This window comes from Pontibacter toksunensis, assembly GCF_042686245.1.
Taxonomy (GTDB): domain Bacteria; phylum Bacteroidota; class Bacteroidia; order Cytophagales; family Hymenobacteraceae; genus Pontibacter; species Pontibacter toksunensis.
In genome coordinates, this window is record NZ_JBHUOX010000037.1 from 1 (window position 1) to 17,017 (window position 17,017).

7 protein-coding genes and 1 pseudogene are annotated in these 17,017 nt (G+C 44.8%); all 8 read right to left on the bottom strand.

Annotated elements, in window-relative coordinates:
- Positions 1–2,278 (bottom strand): VCBS repeat-containing protein (locus tag ACFS7Z_RS25245; RefSeq protein ID WP_377491516.1); only part of this gene is annotated, 2,278 nt, incomplete at its 3' end.
- Between the two features lie 460 nt (positions 2,279–2,738).
- Positions 2,739–4,022 (bottom strand): glycan-binding surface protein, encoded by a 1,284-nt coding sequence (locus ACFS7Z_RS25250; protein ID WP_377491519.1) that lies wholly within the window; start codon positions 4,020–4,022, stop codon positions 2,739–2,741.
- An 84-nt stretch (positions 4,023–4,106) separates the two neighbouring features.
- Entirely contained in the window at positions 4,107–5,759 is a 1,653-nt protein-coding gene (locus ACFS7Z_RS25255; protein ID WP_377491524.1) for a RagB/SusD family nutrient uptake outer membrane protein, read from the bottom strand.
- Positions 5,760–5,779: 20 nt separating this feature from the next.
- Entirely contained in the window at positions 5,780–9,004 is a 3,225-nt protein-coding gene (locus ACFS7Z_RS25260) for a SusC/RagA family TonB-linked outer membrane protein (RefSeq protein WP_377491527.1), read from the bottom strand.
- Between the two features lie 1,399 nt (positions 9,005–10,403).
- Positions 10,404–11,066, bottom strand: coding sequence for a GDSL-type esterase/lipase family protein (locus ACFS7Z_RS25265; protein ID WP_377491530.1), 663 nt, complete (start codon positions 11,064–11,066; stop codon positions 10,404–10,406).
- A gap of 96 nt (positions 11,067–11,162) precedes the next feature.
- Positions 11,163–11,927, bottom strand: a complete 765-nt coding sequence (locus tag ACFS7Z_RS25270) for a 3-keto-disaccharide hydrolase (RefSeq protein WP_377491533.1) — start codon at positions 11,925–11,927, stop codon at positions 11,163–11,165.
- Positions 11,928–12,031: 104 nt separating this feature from the next.
- Positions 12,032–12,249, bottom strand: a pseudogene (locus ACFS7Z_RS25275) (c-type cytochrome); the annotation flags it as partial.
- A 376-nt stretch (positions 12,250–12,625) separates the two neighbouring features.
- A complete protein-coding gene (locus tag ACFS7Z_RS25280) occupies positions 12,626–16,735 on the bottom strand; it encodes a hybrid sensor histidine kinase/response regulator transcription factor (protein WP_377491536.1) in 4,110 nt (1,369 codons plus the stop codon).
- Between the last annotated feature and the right edge of the window lie 282 nt (positions 16,736–17,017).

The window sequence follows — 17,017 nt, forward strand, 5'->3', positions numbered from 1 at the left end:
AGGCGTCAGCAGCTTTGGTGAAGTTGCCTTTACCGTCGTTCAGGTATAGCCGGTCCTGCAGCAAGGCATCTTCCGGCGCAAAGTCATGGTAGCCCCCGCTCACCACGTACAGGTCTTGTTTCCCGTCGCCGTTTGCATCAAAGAAAACTGCATTCACATCTTCGCTCATCTTATCTGCCTCGAAAGCAGGCGTAGGTTTCTGGGAAAACCGGCCGCCACTTTGCTGCAGGTATAGCGCCCCTGCCTGACCCTTGCCACCACCCACAAACACATCCTCCTGGCCGTCCCCGTTCACATCGGCTTTCACAAGAGCCGGCCCAGAAAACGACATCGGGTTCACCAGCAGTGGCTGCCGCTTGAAATCATTTACAGCATTTTTCTGGTGCGTGAACGACACAGGCGACTTAACTGCTTCTAATGCAGGAGCCGTTTTAGTCTTTGGATAGCGGTATGTGGAAGTTGCGTCCTTCTCTAACAATTCCAGCACCTGGTTTGACTTCACATCGTGCAGCACCTGCTGCTTCCCGCTTTGCCACACCACACGCAGGGAATCTACGGTTGCCGCATCGCCTACGCCAAAGTGCAGCACCGGCGACACATTCGACTGATAGCCCCGCGAAGGCATTTGCTCCTGGTACTGTTGCATGCCGTCTTTGTACAACATTACCTTCGCACCAACACCCAGGGTGTTTTTGCCGCTTCCCTTGAGCTTTACCTGGAGGTAGTTGTTGTTCAGTTGCTTTTCTGCCTTGTTCTGGTAGATAAAAGCAGGCTTGTTGATGTTGTTTACCACCAAGTCAAGATCGCCGTCGTTATCCAAATCGGCATAGGAGGCACCGTTGCTATTGGAGGCAACATTCACGCCCCAGTCGGCACCTTTGTTGGTGAAGGTCAGGTTCCCGTTATTCCTGAAAATATAGTTGCTGATGTTGGAGGCAGGCATCTTGTTCACCAGTTCCAGTATAGCCTGCGGCCCTCCTTTGCTGCCTACGCCCTGGAAATAGGAACTCCTATACTTAATAAAGTCGAGGTTGGTAAAATCACGGAGGAAGCCGTTTGACACAAAGAGGTCTTTCCAGCCATCGTTATCGTAATCAGCGAACAGCGGTGCCCAACTCCAGTCGGTGTTCGAAATGCCCGCCAGTTGACCTACCTCACTAAAAGTGCCGTCCCCGTTGTTAACATGCAACATGTTGCGCATGTACTGCGGGTTGAACCCTGCGCGCACAAATTGGTCGAAGTATTCGTAATTATCCGGAGAGAACAGCAGCTTTTGCCTTTTATTATCCTCCGGCAGCATATCCAGCGTATACACATCTAGCAAGCCATCGTTGTTGATATCTGCTATGTCGTTCCCCATAGAATACAGGGAGATGTGCCCGATGCTCTGGTTGATTTTATCTGTGAAGGTGCCGTTGCCGTTATTGATATAGAGGTAATCGGGTGCTGAGTAATCATTGGATATATATATATCCAGCCAGCCATCGTGATTGATGTCTGCTACACCAGCGCCAAGACCATAAGTAAAAGCTGAACCGGCAAAGCCTGCTTTATCAGACACATCAGAGAACTTTCCGTTATCGTTGCGGTACAGCTTCACCCGCATTTCAGGCTCCGTCTTTTTCAGGACCTCCCTGATACTGACATCATCTAAATTCCGGAAAGTAACAGGGTTGTGGTTGAGCAGGAACATGTCCAGGTCTCCGTCCCGGTCGTAGTCAAAGAAAGAGGCGCCTGTGCTAAAGGAGGCATCGGCGAGGCCATACTCCTGCGCCTGTTCCACAAACCTAGGAAGGCCATTCGTATCAGGACCCTGGTTTATGAATAGCTGGTTTGCCCGGGCTTCGGGCGGCATGTTCCCGGAATAATTAAGGTATATATCAAGGAGACCATCGCCGTTCACATCGGCCATGGCCACGCCTGTTTTCCAGTTATTAGGTCTACCGGCCACAGCCGCTGATATGGTGATGTCCTCGAACTGCATGTTACCCTTGTTCAGGTAGAGCCGGTTTGCCACCATGTTCCCAGAGAAGTAGATGTCCTGCAGGCCATCGTTGTTGATATCGCCGACAGCCACCCCTCCTCCATTGTAAAAGTACTGGTAGGCCAGAATATTCCCGTAAGGGTTTTCTTGTATAGTATTGCTGAAGCTGATGTTGGTTTTCTCCGCCGGCAATAAGCTGAACAGGGTTTCGGCAGGGGCCTGCTTTTCCTGAGGCGTAGCTTGGTTAACTTTAGGCTCTTTTTCCTGACAGCCTGCTAAAAAAGCAGTAAGCATAAACAGACGGAAAAGACCAGAATTTCTTAAAAACTGCATTCTGATATATAAGGGAAAATAAAAGTAAAGAAATGCACATACCTGCAACAGGCAAGCAAGTTTAGCCATTCTGCACTTAACACAAAATCCTCAGATTTAAATCCATTTTATATGATTTGCTATTATGTAAGTGAGATAGAGAAGAGCTTGCACCTCCGAGGAGGAGTTAATAAATTATATGTAGCTTTTAAGTTTGCTGCACTACAGCCTACCCAAAGAATTACAGCAGGCTTCGTACACCCAACTTTGAGCTATACTTCAGAGGTATAAAATGCTTTCAATGTCTTGTTAAATCCAATGTAACCCATAGTAAAAAGAGGCCCTGCTAGTTAGCAGGGCCTCTTTTTACTATAGTTATAAATATTCTCCTCCCCACCACCAGAAGTATATGATTCTTTCTATGCGGTCAAAGGGCCCTTGGTTATTTGGTGATGTTAACTATACGAACATTATCGATGGCAAGTGTAGTTGGAATAGTCTCAGAAGTAGGATTCTGAAGCAGTAATCTAAACTCAGGTGCTTTGATGAAGTCGCCATACTTTGAAAGTTTAGCACCACCACTTGCTAAGTTGCCCAAATTAATTGAAACAGTATACCATTTTCCGTCAGCTGATTTGATAAAGTTTTTGAGCGGAACAGTTGTGTCATAATCTTTCCCGCTATTAGACTGCCAAACCTGTAATAGTAGCTCACCTACCGGTTGAGTGGCAGCAATTTCAGCTCTTAGCTCGAAGTTCGCTAAAGATGCATTCGGATCATAAAGTACTGGATCTTTTGGATAGATGTGGGCTCCATTAGTGCCTTCATCATTGTTACCGAAATTTATAAGCTTTGCATTAGCCCAGCTCCAGTTTCCAAGGATTGGCATATTTACAACACCAAATTCACCATCAACCGGAGTTATTCCCTGGAATGAACTAGTGACTTTGCTCATATCTTCTGATATACCCCAAGTTGAATTAAGTACTCGGGCAGGATCCCAGGCAGTTCTTGTATCCCAATCTAGAATCACACCATTTTTATCAGCAAACTTTATTCTGTTGTTCACTGCTGATATACCACTCTGAGTCTCTACACGTAGCTTTGTGCTTGTAGGGTCATCAAAGTTAATTCCTTCCGGAACAGTCACAGTAAGCATTGTTCCGTCAGCACTTGCTGTATAATCAGTAGCACTAACATTACCTGGAAAAATTACATCTTCAACAAAGTAGAAGTAGTTGCCATAAAGCGTAATTGTTTGACCAGCACTCGCCCATTCATTAGAAACTGCAGTAATTGTAGGAGCCGGCGGCAACACCTGGAACTCATAAGTTGTTTCACCTGCTGTGTTTATTATTTTCAACTCATTTGGCACACTAGGGTTTGTAGCAACTGTAGGTACCTCATCAGGAATCCTGATGATAAGGTTATTGCTAGTAGCATACGCAGGGTTTACCGGCGCCTGGTAGCCGTTGAAAAAGACCTGCTGTGTACCAGCCAGATTCTGGCCCATTATCACAATAGTAGTACCAAGAGTTGATTTCGTGAAGGTACTGTCTTGTACAGCAGGGATTCTTACTCCCTGTATAACAGGAGGTGCTGATTCTTGTATGGGTTGTCCTTCGTTATCCTTTTCACAGGAAGATAAGAACATAAAGCTACCCATCAAGAAGAATAAGAACTTGAGGTTCATTCTGTGTATGGGCTGTAAAATATATTTTTCCATATAAGTCTTTTTAAATTTTCTTTTTTATCTGCCCTCTGGTACCGAGACAATACAAGAGGGCAGACATTTTAAAGATATCATTTCTTATTCCCCATCGAAATTATAAGGAACCGGGGCCTTGTTCAAATTAGGAGCCCTTGCAAGTTCTGTCGCTGGTAACGGTAAAAGGAAATTACTTGAGTTTACTGTATAAGTTCTAGGAAGCGGCGTTTCCTGAGGTACGAGATCCCATGAAGTAGCATTCTCCTTATCGTTCGGGTAGATCCAGAACAAGCCTCTGTCCTGCGCACTCAGAATGTTGTATGCTTTCTGTGGGTCGTAATAGTGCAGCCTTGTAAACTCGTACCAAGCTTGTCCTTCCATAGCGAACTCAACCATTCTTTCTTTGTGAATGTCAGCCCAAGTGATAGAGCTTAAAGGATCCAAGCCAGCTCTTGTGCGAACTGCGTTGAAGTACTGCAAAGCAAGTGGATCTGAAGTAGAAGCGTTGTTACCTAATATGGCCTCAGCGTATATCAGATAAACATCAGCCAAACGCAGCATGTATGTCTGAATTTCTGTGCGCTGCTGCAACACTTTTCCGGCGTTATCAGAAGGCAAGCCCACAACATATTTCTTTACATGCGCTCTTGTTCTATATGCAGCCTGGTTGTTGTTATCTGTTCTTACATGAAGCGGAACTACCTCCTCATCTACTATCTCATGGATATAGTCATAATTGTCACCTGGCAGCATGTAAGTTGCTTGTCTGCGCTCATCCATTTCCAAATCTTCATATAGATTAAGAGCATGTAAAGAACCACCGATGTCACCACCCCAGCCGTCACCAAATCCGGTTAAGCTTGAGCTGTAAGCTAAGAAAGCCTGCACACTGTTTTGCGCGCCCCAGTCACCGTCATATTTCCACTGCAGGGCAAATAACGTTTCCTCATTGTTGTTATTTGCTGTTTTGAATAAATCAGCATAATCTGGCAACAATGACTTTCCACTATTGTCGATAACTCTTTTTGCATAATAAGCGGCACTATCCAAATCAGACTGTCTGCGTGTACCGTCCATGCCAACACCTGCACGAGTCAAGAACATTTTAGCCAGCATACCTTCAGCAGCCCACTTTGTTAAGCGGCCAGTTTGAACCGGTGCTTCCGGAAGCACTTTTGTTGCATAGCGAATGTCACGGATAATAAACTCCCACACACTTTCTACTGTGTTTCTGGCAATAGTAGTGTCTGTTAGCACCGTCTCGTTATTAGCAATAATTGGTACTGGACCCCAATTCTGCACCAAATAAGAGTATGCGAGGCCTCTCATGAAGCGGGCTTCACCAATAGCATGGTTCTTTACACTTGTAGGCACAGATGCAGGTGCATAACGGTTGATGTTAGCAATTGCAGTGTTTGCCTGCCCCACTACGTTATAGAAGGCACGCCAAGAGTTACCAACTTCTGGAGTAACAGGAGTTGTATTCATTCTGATGTTTTCCGCCTGGTAGGAGCCGGAGTAAAGCAAGCCACCTCTTGCATCTCCGATACCGTGTGATGCTTTGTCGTTATAGGCGAACCACACGATGTTGTAGAGAGGAGACGTGCTAGCTATTACCTGCTCTGCTGTCTGATAATAGTTGGCGTCCACAATTCTGTCTTTCGGAGGCCTTTCCAGGAACTCCTTATCACAGCCTGTTAAGAAGCTCAGAAAAGCTAAGCAGGCTAAATAACCTTTATATTTCATTTTTCTCATCACTTTTGTTTATTCTTGAATTAAAAGTCAATTCCAACACTTACAGTATACATTCTGGTTAAAGGATAACGGCCGAAGTCCAGACCGATAGACTGTGTTGTTGCCGACACATCTCTACCAACATAGGCACCAACCTCAGGGTCCATACCTTTATATTTGGTGAAAGTAGCAAGGTTCTGTACACCAAATGAAAGACGCGCTCCCTGTACAATACCCTGTTTGCTTAGCAGTGACTGGGGAATATTATAACCAATCTGTAGATTTTTGATTCTGATGAAAGAACCATCTTCCACATAAGCGCTTGTATGTCTTACCCCGTTGTTATTTGCGTTCTGGCCACTGATTCTTGGAATGTTTGTTTCAGGATTCTCCAGGTAAGGCTGACCAGCATCGTCATAAGCTACTCTTGCATAGTTGAAAGTCTCGGCTAACATGTTACGGCCCAAGTTGATGTTGTTCGGGTTTGTATTGATGAATCGAACATAGTTGTAAACATCATTACCATATGAACCTGTCAACAATAGTGTTGCATCAAAGCCTTTCCATGTAAAGGTGTTAGTGAAACCAAAAGTAAGCTTTGGCCAAGGGTTACCAATAAATGTCTGGTCTGCCTGAGTGATAACACCATCACCATTTAAGTCTTTAAACTTAACATCGCCAACCCACACACCTGAAGCCTCATCAATATCGAGTCTGGAACCATCACCCTTTGTAGGAACTGCACTGTTTTCAATTTCATCTAAAGACTGGAAGATGCCTTCCTGGATGTATCCTCGGAATAACCATGGAGCCTGACCAACAACTGCACGCTGTGTCCAGTCACTTAACCACCAGGACACACGGTCGATGATAGCGGCATCAGAGTAAAACTCAGTAACCTCTGTTTTAAAGTGAGAAAAGTTCAGGTTTGTATTCCACGTAAAGTCATTGTTGTCGATGTTCACCGTGTTCAAAGAGAAGGCATAACCTCTGTTTCTCAGTGAGCCAATATTTACGGTTGGTGCGCCAATGGATCCTTCGCTTGCAGTACCCATATAATCTGGAAGCGGATTCTGCATCAGCAGGTTATCAGTTTCCTTTATATAGAAATCTCCTTCAAACTGTACACGGTTAGAGAAGAGGCTCAGGTTAAATCCAAGGTTCTTTGTGAAAGTTTCTTCCCACTGTAAGCTTGGGTTACCATAGGTACCAAGTCTGAAACCAGTTCCCCAAGGGGTAGTAGTAGCCTGCAGTGGTCCATATATACCGCCGCCACCTTGGTTACCAGTGATACCTGTTTCATATCGAAGCTTGAACTCGTTTACGAAAGGAAGAGCCGTTTTAAAGAATTCTTCTTCAGACACACGCCACGCAGCTGACACAGAAGGAAAATAACCCCATCTGTTCTCAGGACCAAAATTAGCTGAACCATCCGCACGGATGGTACCTTGTAAGATATATTTGTCTGCGAAAGAGTAATTCACACGGCCTAAATAAGACTCCATTGCCCAATCGCCGCTACCACTACTATTGTTTTGGCCTTGTGCGTTACCCAAAGGAAGTTCGCGAACCTCGTTTGTTACGAAGCCTGTTCTCGAGCCACTGATGTTTTCCCACTCAGATGCCTGTGCTTCATGGCTCGCCATCAAACCGATGCTGTGTCTGCCAAGATCCTTATTATACTGCAACAGTTGGTTCCAGTTCCAGTAAGTATTGCTTGCGCTGCTCTTAGCTAAGCTTGCAGTAGTTGTTGGTCTGGCACCTAACTTATAGCTCGGAATAAAATAAATGGTCTCATTGAAGCCGGCATTACCGTTCAAGGAAGTACGGAACTGAAGACCTTCCATAATATCGATTTGTGCACTAACACCTCCGATAAAGCCTCTTCTTTGCAAATCGTTTTGAACAAGGTTTGCTATGGCAATCGGGTTTAGCGGTGTGAACTGCACGGAACTGTTGTTGCTATCATCTGGACCAGCATATGATCCATCAGGATTTCTAACAGCAAGGTGTGGAGGCATTTGAAGCGCAGTGATGATCAGGTTCTCCTGAGAAGTACCTAAGGCTTCATCTGTCTGGTTTACAGCTAGGTTTGTACTGAACTTTAACCATTTGCGTGTCTGGTTATCTACGTTCAAACGCAAAGAATAACGGTCGAAGTGAGAGCCTAGTGCAATGCCTTCCTGATCAAAATATTCACCAGAAAGATAAAACTGGGTCTTATCGCTACCGCCACTCAAGCTAAGCTGGTGCTTGTTAAGGGCTGCGGTGTTAAACAGCGCCTCTTGCCAGTTTGTACCATCTCCTAATATAGAAGGATCTGCAAATTCAGGAGTTGGTGTACCACCAGTCAAAGTTCTGATGATGTTGTGCATTTGTGCATACTGGCGCAGGTTCATTACATCTAATGCCTCCGGTTTATCCTGAAGCGAATACAAGTAACCGTAAGACACCTTCATTTCACCGGCTTTACCGCGCTTTGTAGTAATCAATACAACACCGTTCGTTCCTCTAGAGCCATAAAGAGCCGTAGCAGAAGGTCCTTGTAAGATTTCCATAGATTCAATATCAGCAGGATTCAAGCCAGCAAGGGGGTTTGTAGAGCTCGTGGAACCCCAACTCACGTTACCTGGCTGCATCTGAACACCATCTATAACGTAAAGTGGCTCGTTAGAACCAGTTATAGAGTTGATGCCCCTGATATTTACCGAAATACCGCCACCAGGTTGTCCTGTGTTCTGTGTAACGTAAACACCTGCCGCCCGGCCCTGAATTGCCTGCTCTATAGTAGTGTTCACAGTTTTCTGAATGTCTTCAGATTTGATGGTAGTCTGTGCACTGGTTACTTCTGCACGCTTTATTTCGCCATAACCTGTGATAACTACTTCATCCAGCACTTTCTGATCAGGCCTCAATGTAACCGTAAGATTAGTTCTGCCATCAACAGGAACTTCCTGTGAGGCGTACCCAATATAAGATACAACAAGAACAGCATCGTTGGCAGCTTGAAGTTGGAACTGTCCCTGTGCATCTGTGATAGCACCAGAAGATGTTCCCTTTACACCGATACTAACACCTGGCAGTCCCTGGTTATCTTCCGATGATACTACTCTACCACTAATTGTTTGGGTAGTTTGTGCAAAGCTGCAAATGCTCTGCAGCAGAAGGAAAGCCAGCATAACCGGTGCTAACTTCCATGCTTTAAGCGATTCGCAAACAGGATGGTTAATTAAATAACCCCTGTAAAAGTACATGTGTTTCATCATAATAGGATATAGAATTTATATAGGTTATCAATGGTTAATGTATTCTTGGCTCTTGTAATGGAACTACTTTCAATTCAAGATTTTCTTATTATTTGAAGTGATCAGTCAATCAATACTAAATACGCGCTATACCAGCTCAGTTCACATCTTATGCTTATTATCAAAATCCAGCACTTCTCTATGGCCGCTGGACTTATTTGGATTTAGTTGCACATCAACTACTCTTTTATAACTCAACTAAATTTTTATAATCGGACGTCACACAAATTTTATTTACTAAAAAACTGCACCAGCTTTATACCCTTACCTGTTATAACAAATCTATACATTTTGCCATCTATTTAGTAATACTATTTTAGCAAACCTTTTATCATACTTAGCAAGCAAAGGGTCAAATCTTACTGAAATTTATTTATGAAATCGGTTGCGAATTTTAAGAGCAGTTCTTGATTTACTTTCTTTATCGTGCCTTCAAAACAATTAAAGTCAGATGAAGCAGCTTATTAACGTAGTATATTAAGATTTCTTAGACACGGTATGTAGCACACGAAACCACATAAAAAAATTCACCGAAAGAATATTTCACATCACTTGGTTTGAGATTTGTGAGTGTATACTCTTCCAGTACAGGTGATTCGTTACCATTGATGCTACTAAAGTACGGGTATTTTTAATTCAGCAGGGGTATAAAATGTTTCTAATGTGTACCCTACTTGTTAATAGAGTATGTTTTACTAACTATACTTATAAAGCGTATTTTAAACACTTTTGGCACATGCCGGTTCTTACAACCTGCTTCAGTCTACTGAGTATATCTAGTAAAAGGGTGAAACTTCCTTCATAGAGAATTACCAATTTTGCATCTGGCTCTCTTCATCTGTGTTCATGCCTACTCTATAATTCGTGTCCATCTCAATACTCATTACCTCCATTAAGAGCAATCAGTATAGGGAACGGTTCTTACAATTAAGAGACCTCATACTATAGTAAGTGGGGCACTAGATGAGCAGAACTTTTTCATACGATCTACACGATCTCCCAGTGAACAATTCGATACTCAATTGCCGTACAAAAGATGAATAAAATTATCACGTTCAGGAGGTATTTCTGAACATCCTTACTTGCTCATATCGCTTTATGGGCAAGTAAGGACACTGGCAGTAAATCTAACTAAAGACTACAAGTTTAAGAACTTGGAAAGGACTAAAGCGTCTGTACGAATTTCTGTTTAAGCGCATTCATCTGTATTCTCTCACTACCCTTGAAAAGAAATGCAGTGTGTATGAGTGTCGTACTTGAATCGGCACCTTCGGAGCATTCAGGTAAATAACTGAGCAGAACATAAGCAGGCTGCCACTGGGAGTTTAGCAGCGTACAGTTTTACAGAAAGGCTTCCTGCTTATTTAACTGCAGCTGCCTCTACTGATTTGATGGCTTTGTATACTTCCTGTGCTATAAGGGCTGCACCAGCATCATTCGGATGGATACCGTCGTAGGTCAGTTCTGCTTTGCCTAAGAAAGGCGTGTAGAGATCGATCGTTTTAGCCTTCGTCTTGCGAGCAATCTTTTTGACAGCAGGTAAAACCTCATTCTTCACTGCTTTTTCATTTATGCCCCACTTATCCTCGAATACAGGAACAGGATATGCCAAGTAAACCTGCGGCCTGGAAGGCAGGCACTGGAAAGACTTCACTAAGGCTACATAATCTTTAACAAAATCCTTTTTGTACTTCCAGTTCTGCGGCTTGGTATCATTCGTGCCCAGTTTAATTACTACAATATCTGGGTTCCAGGCCAGCACTTGATTGTACTTGTCTTCATTCCAGTATGGGAAGTCACCTTTTTTAAGCAGCGTACGACCGCTTACTCCAAAGTTCTTTACTTCATACTGATCTCCAAGCAATTCCTCCAGTTCTTCAGGGTAGGTTTGTTTTAAACCTGCACCCTCTGTTATACTGTTGCCCACACAAGCTACTTTCACCTTTAACTGTGCATAGGCTCCCAATGACTGTAGAAGCACCAGCACGATAGCAAAAGTCAGGAATGTGATTTGTTTTCTCATCTTACAAAACTTAAATGCTAAGACAATGTCATACTCAAGCGAGAGTGCAGGCAAAGATCAGTACACTACCTGTTCTTCGCCTGCATTTCCTGATTGTTACAGCTCTCTTATCCAGATGTTGCGGTACTGCACCGGGTTACCATGGTCCTGCAGGCTGATGGGTGCTTTGCCGTGTGCCTTGTACTCAGGCAGGCCTATGTACTCCGTTGGACCTTTCGCTTCCACGTTGTTCTGCACCACCACACCATTATGCAGCACCGTTACGCGGGCAGGTGAGAACAAAGAACCATCCTCTTTAAATCTTGGGGCTGTATAGATGATATCGTATACGTTCCACTCTGTAGGCTTTCGCATGGCGTTTACCAGCGGGCGGTGCTGCTTGTATATACTACCCGCCTGGCCGTTGGAGTAAGTACGGTTGTTATAGTTGTCGAGTACCTGCACCTCATAGCGGTCCTGCAGGAATATGCCGCTGTTACCCCGGCCCTGGCTTTCGCCTTTCACCTCGTCCGGTGCGCTCCACTCAATGTGCAGTTGGAAATCCCCGAATTCCTTTTTAGTTGAGATATCACCTTTGCCTACTGTGAATACTTTATCTTTCACCTGCCATTTGGCTTCTCCCCCGCCATTCTTGGCTTTCCACTGCGATAAGTCTTTGCCATCGAACAGCACAATAGCGTCGGAGGGGGCAGCGTTATTGTTGCCCGGTGTAATCACGCGCACCTCCGGCTCCCAGAACTCCGTCATCTCTGGTACCATTTTAGGCGGCTTCGGCACTTCCTGTGCCTGTGTGTTGGTATAAGCCAGCAAGCCAAGGGCTACGGCAGCGAAAGCAACTTTCTTAGAAGAAATAGATTTCATATGTGTAAGGGTTCTTTGGATTTCTTATTCTTTCCTGCCATGAGCTATTAAAGAGGCAAGGCAGAAACTCTGATGACAAAGTTCTTTGGCCTACAATCTACAACTTATTTCAGAGAATTGATCCAGGAAGTAATTTTGAGTGCCTCTGCTTCCGGCACCTGCGGCATCAGCGGCATGGAGTTGCAAAGTCAGGCCAGTTCTCCGGCTTCGGCTTATGAATTAGCTGCACAATTTGCTTGTCAGAATATATTCGCCTGACAACGTCTCTGAACGCCGGCCCCACTTGCTTTTTGTTCGGGTTATGGCAGGCCAGGCAGGTATTTTTATCGAAAATAGGCTTTCAATTCTTACCAAAATCAAGCGGACTACTTTCGTTGTAACAGGAATGGCTGCAGTAGTTTCTTTAGCGCTGGCTGAATGCTGCATCCACCTGTAAAAGCGAGAAATTTATCATGCCTCCAAGGTAACAAATTGGCTCTGAATGAAGGGGTATCAAATGTTTCTGATGAGAGAACAGCCTGTTAACATGCCAAATAAACTGCTTCAGGAGCCTTATTTGTGGATAAACAGGCTCTGTTTGTTTCTAATCCGACCTTTACGTTTAGTTTTCCTTTTGTGCTCTTGCTTAGCTCGCAGGGAAGGCAACAAAAAAGGCTTAGGAGATTTTCCTCAGCCTTTTTTGTTGGTTGTACAAAACTTTATGCCTGCGCTGCTTTTTGCTTACTTTCTGCGTACTGCGAGGGCAGAATTTTATACTCCTCTTTGAAGTACTTGGTGAAGTACTTCCGGTTATTGAAGCCAACTTTATAGGCCACCTCTGCCACCGTCAGCTGGCTCTTCTCGAGAAACTGTGCCGCGTGCTGAAGCCTGATCTTCCGGATAAACTCAACCGGTGACTGCCCGGTAATGGCTAGCAGCTTCTTGTAGAGGTGCACCCTGCTTACGCCCAGTTCCTTGCTCAGCATTTCCACAGAGAAATCAGAATTGGAGAGGTTTTCTTCCACCGTCTTTATCGCGTTCTGAACCAGTTTGTCGTCGAGGGATATTATTTTCTCTTCGCTTGTCTGTACGCTGATTTTCTTTTCGAACACTTTCTGCAGCAGTTCGCGCTGTGTGATCAGGTTTTTAATGCGGGAAAGAAGCAGGTCGAAGCTAAAGGGCTTCGTCACATAATCATTTGCCCCGATGTTCAGACCATCCAGCTTCTTGTCCTCGGAGGCATGCGCCGTAAGCAGCACAAACGGTATGTGAGACGTGCGGGAGTCGGCCTTTATCTTTTTGCAGAGGTCAATTCCGTTTACCTCCGGCATCATCAAATCGCTGACAATCAGGTCCGGCATGTGTGCCAGCGCCTTCTGCCAGCCCTCTTTTCCGTCTTTCGCCTCCACTATGGTGAAATGCTCCTTCAAATTGTCCTTCAGGTAAAAGCGGAAATCTTCGCTATCCTCCACAAGCAGCACCACAGGAGCATTGTCGAGGTAGCTGGAAACCTGTAGTTTGTCAGCAGCAGCTGCAGCTACTTCTTTTGGGAGCAGCTCTTCCGCTGTGTTTGCCTCATTAGCAGCAAGGTCTGGCATAGGTATAATCTCTTTTACAGGGATGGTAACGGTAAAGCAGCTGCCCTGGCCCGGAGCACTATCTAGGTTGATGATACCTCCATGTATTTTCACAAACTCCTTTGTAATAGACAAGCCGATTCCGCTGCCCTGGTTCACCATATTGCCCGGCACTACATCCTGAAAGAACCGCTCAAAAACCTTTTTATGATTCTCTTTCGCAATACCGATACCGCTGTCCCTTACTTTCAGCTCAAGAATCTTGATACCCGCTGAAGAGGAATCGTTGTCGTAGCAGTTCAGCTCTACGTTAATAAAGCCAAAGTCTGGTGTAAACTTAAAGGCATTCGACAGCAGGTTGAACAGGATCTTCTCCAGTTTGTCCATATCGAAGGACGCCTGGAGTTCCGGCACATTCGCTTTAAAGGTTAAGGTGATATTCTTCTTTTCCGATAGGGCAGAAAATGAGCTGACGGTTGCTTCCACAAACTTCACCACGTTGCCTTCGGATGGGTATAGGCTGATTTCCTCCACCTCAATCTTGCGGAAGTCGAGCAGCTGGTTCACGAGGTTCAGCAGCCGCTTGGCATTGCGGTTTATCATTTCGTACTGCTGTAACTGGTCAGGGTTGCCTGTTGTTTTGAGCAGCCTTTCAATTGGGGCCAGAATCAGGGTAAGCGGCGTCCTGAACTCATGGCTCACATTTGTCAGGAACTTTATTTTCATGAGGTCGAGCTCGTGCATCTGGTGCGCCTCTCTTCGCTCCTGCTCTATCAGGAACCGGGCTCTTTCTCTTTGCAGAAGCCTCTTCCGGGCAAATACCAGCAGGACTATAGCCAGCAAAAAATAAAGCGCGAAGGCCTCTGTTGTCAGCCAGAAAGGGGCCAGTACTTTGATTTGCATGCTAACGCCTTCTTCATTCCAGATACCATCGTTGTTCGAGGCCATCACTCTGAACGCATAGTCACCCGGGTCCAGGTTAGTATAGGTCACTTTTCTGGTTGTATTATCTACAGTGTGCCATTCTTTATCGAAGCCTTCCAGTTTATAGCGGTACTTCGTCTTTTCAGGATGAAAAAAGTTTAGTGCAGCAAATTCGATGGAGAATACGTTCTCGTCGTGCTTCAAAGTGACAGACTGTGTTTCTGAAACTGCCTCTGTAAGCAACACGCGGCCATTTACGGCTTTGCCTGCTTCCATACTCTTGTTGAACAGCTGAAAATCTGTAAACACAATTCGGGGCGAGACACTGTTCTCTCCTATTTGTTTAGGATAAAAGACATTCATGCCATTAGGCCCTCCAAAAACTACTTCACCATTGCTTGTGAAGTAGGCTGCATTCTCATTGAAGGCTTTGCTCTGCAGTCCATCCAACTCATCAAAATTCCGGAAAGTAGCCGCCACACCCGCTTTTCTGTTGAGCCGCATGTTCGACACACCGTTCGGTGTAGAAATCCATAAGTTTTTAGCACCATCTTCAACTATAGCAACGATGGTGTTGCTAGGCAGGCCATCTGCTACGGTATAGTGGTGGAAGGAATTTGTCTTCTCGTTATAGAAATCAAGCCCTTCAGAGGTCCCTATCCAGATATTTTGCTCACTGTCTCTCAGTATATAGGTAATGTTGTTACTGACAAGGCTGTTGGGGTCTTTCGGGTCATGGGAGAAATAAGTGCTTTTGCCGGTATCCCGGTTAAAAACATCTATACCATAGCCACCGCCCACCCACAGGTTGCCTTTGCTATCTTCTGCAATAGAGGAAAGGTAGTCGCAATGCACCGGAAACTCTCCCTCGCCGGACTTAGAATGGCGGAACACATTATTTTGCCGGTCAAATAGCTCGAGCCCGCCCCGAAGCGTACCTACCCACAGGCTTCCTTTTGAGTCCTCATACAACTCCCAGATGCTGTCATCAGAAAGGCTACGCGGATCGCGCGGGTCACTCCTGTAGTGGGTGAAGCCGGTGCCATTAAATTTATTGAGCCCACCAAGGTAAGTTCCTACCCATAAAGTGTTGTTTCTGTCAATGAGCAGGCTCACTACCACGTCGCTGCTCAGGCTGCCGGGATTACCTGTATCGTGCTTATAGCGAGTATAACTCCCCTTCGCACGGTCCCAGTAAAGCAGGCCTTCCCCGTTGGTGCCAATCCAGAGATTTCCCTTTGCATCTTCTACAAAAGCATTAACATCATTAAAAGGAAGGCTGTTGCTGACAGAGTTCTGATGCTTGATGTGGGGGAAACGGATATTATTCGGGTGATAGTAGTTAACGCCTTTCTTGAAGGTACCGACCCAAATGATGTCTTCATCATCTTTATACAAGGCATTAATGCTGTTATGAGACAGGCTTTTATCTACTTCTGTGTTGTGCAGGATATAGTTGACAGAAAAATCCCGCTTATCGATTTCATTTATCCCCCCATGGTCGGTACCAATCCAGATTCTACCTTTTGCCCCTTCCACTACACCACGTACTACATTATTATTGAGTTGCAGTGTAGTGGCATTCTTATGGTAGTGCGCAAGCGTTTTCCTTGAATGGTTATAATAGAAAACGCCCCCCTGCATGTTCTGCAGGTGCACCCATAGGTCGTCATCACTATCGATAGTCAGGGAATAGTTAAGCTGCTCCTGGTTAAACTTCTTAAAAATATCGTTGTTCTGTTCTACTACCTGCAGTGTTTTGCTGTTTATTCTTTCCAGTATTCCATTCCGGTGAACAACCCATAGATCACCCTTTGAATTTTGTCGGATAGCAGAAACATCGCTGGTGCTAAGCGTATTCTTGCTGTTAAAAGAATGTGTCAGACTAACAGAACTGCCGTTGGAAGGGTTATACCTGGTAATTCCCTTGCCAGTACTTATGAACCAGAAGGCACCATCTGCACCCTTCTCTATGTCCTCAACAGGGGCATCAGGTAAACCATATTTCTTTAAAATGCCCTTGTTCTGCCTTGTGAATTTTTCTGTTGCCGGATCATAAATGCAGGTGCCGCTGCTGGTTTGTATCCATATTTTGCCCTCAGGGCCTTCGAACAACTTTATTACGTCGTTATTTACAAGGGAGGAGGTATCGTTAGAGTTGTACCGGAACACCTTAAACTTATAGCCGTCATACCGGTTCAGTCCGGAGGCCGTACCAATCCACATGAAACCTCTGCTATCTTTCAGAAAGCTCTTTATCTGGTTATCTGATAACCCGTTGTTGATATCCAGCAGAGAAAACCTATACTGCTCCGGTACCCCAGCCATTACTTGGCACAGATTCCCAAGAAGAAGCAGGATAAGCATTAATAACCTGTTAAATTGCATGATTGCAGTTAGGATTAAGATTATTGCAGTTTCTAAATTAAACAAATTACTTTAGAAACCATTCATTCTGAATTGCTGCACCATAGGCAGCCGGCTTGTCATCGTATCCACATAGCTCCAGAGGAAATGGTTCTTCTTCCATAGAATCACCTGACACAGCAACATTCTCTGTAAGGAAGTTACAACCAAATAAATTCCATTCCGGAACTGCTTCTTCCCAAT

Coding starts and splice junctions, on each gene's coding strand:
- ACFS7Z_RS25250 (WP_377491519.1), bottom strand. CDS start 4,022: ATGGAAAAATATATTTTACAGCCCATACACAGAATGAACCTCAAGTTC.
- ACFS7Z_RS25255 (WP_377491524.1), bottom strand. CDS start 5,759: ATGAGAAAAATGAAATATAAAGGTTATTTAGCCTGCTTAGCTTTTCTG.
- ACFS7Z_RS25260 (WP_377491527.1), bottom strand. CDS start 9,004: ATGATGAAACACATGTACTTTTACAGGGGTTATTTAATTAACCATCCT.
- ACFS7Z_RS25265 (WP_377491530.1), bottom strand. CDS start 11,066: ATGAGAAAACAAATCACATTCCTGACTTTTGCTATCGTGCTGGTGCTT.
- ACFS7Z_RS25270 (WP_377491533.1), bottom strand. CDS start 11,927: ATGAAATCTATTTCTTCTAAGAAAGTTGCTTTCGCTGCCGTAGCCCTT.
- ACFS7Z_RS25280 (WP_377491536.1), bottom strand. CDS start 16,735: ATGGCTGGGGTACCGGAGCAGTATAGGTTTTCTCTGCTGGATATCAAC.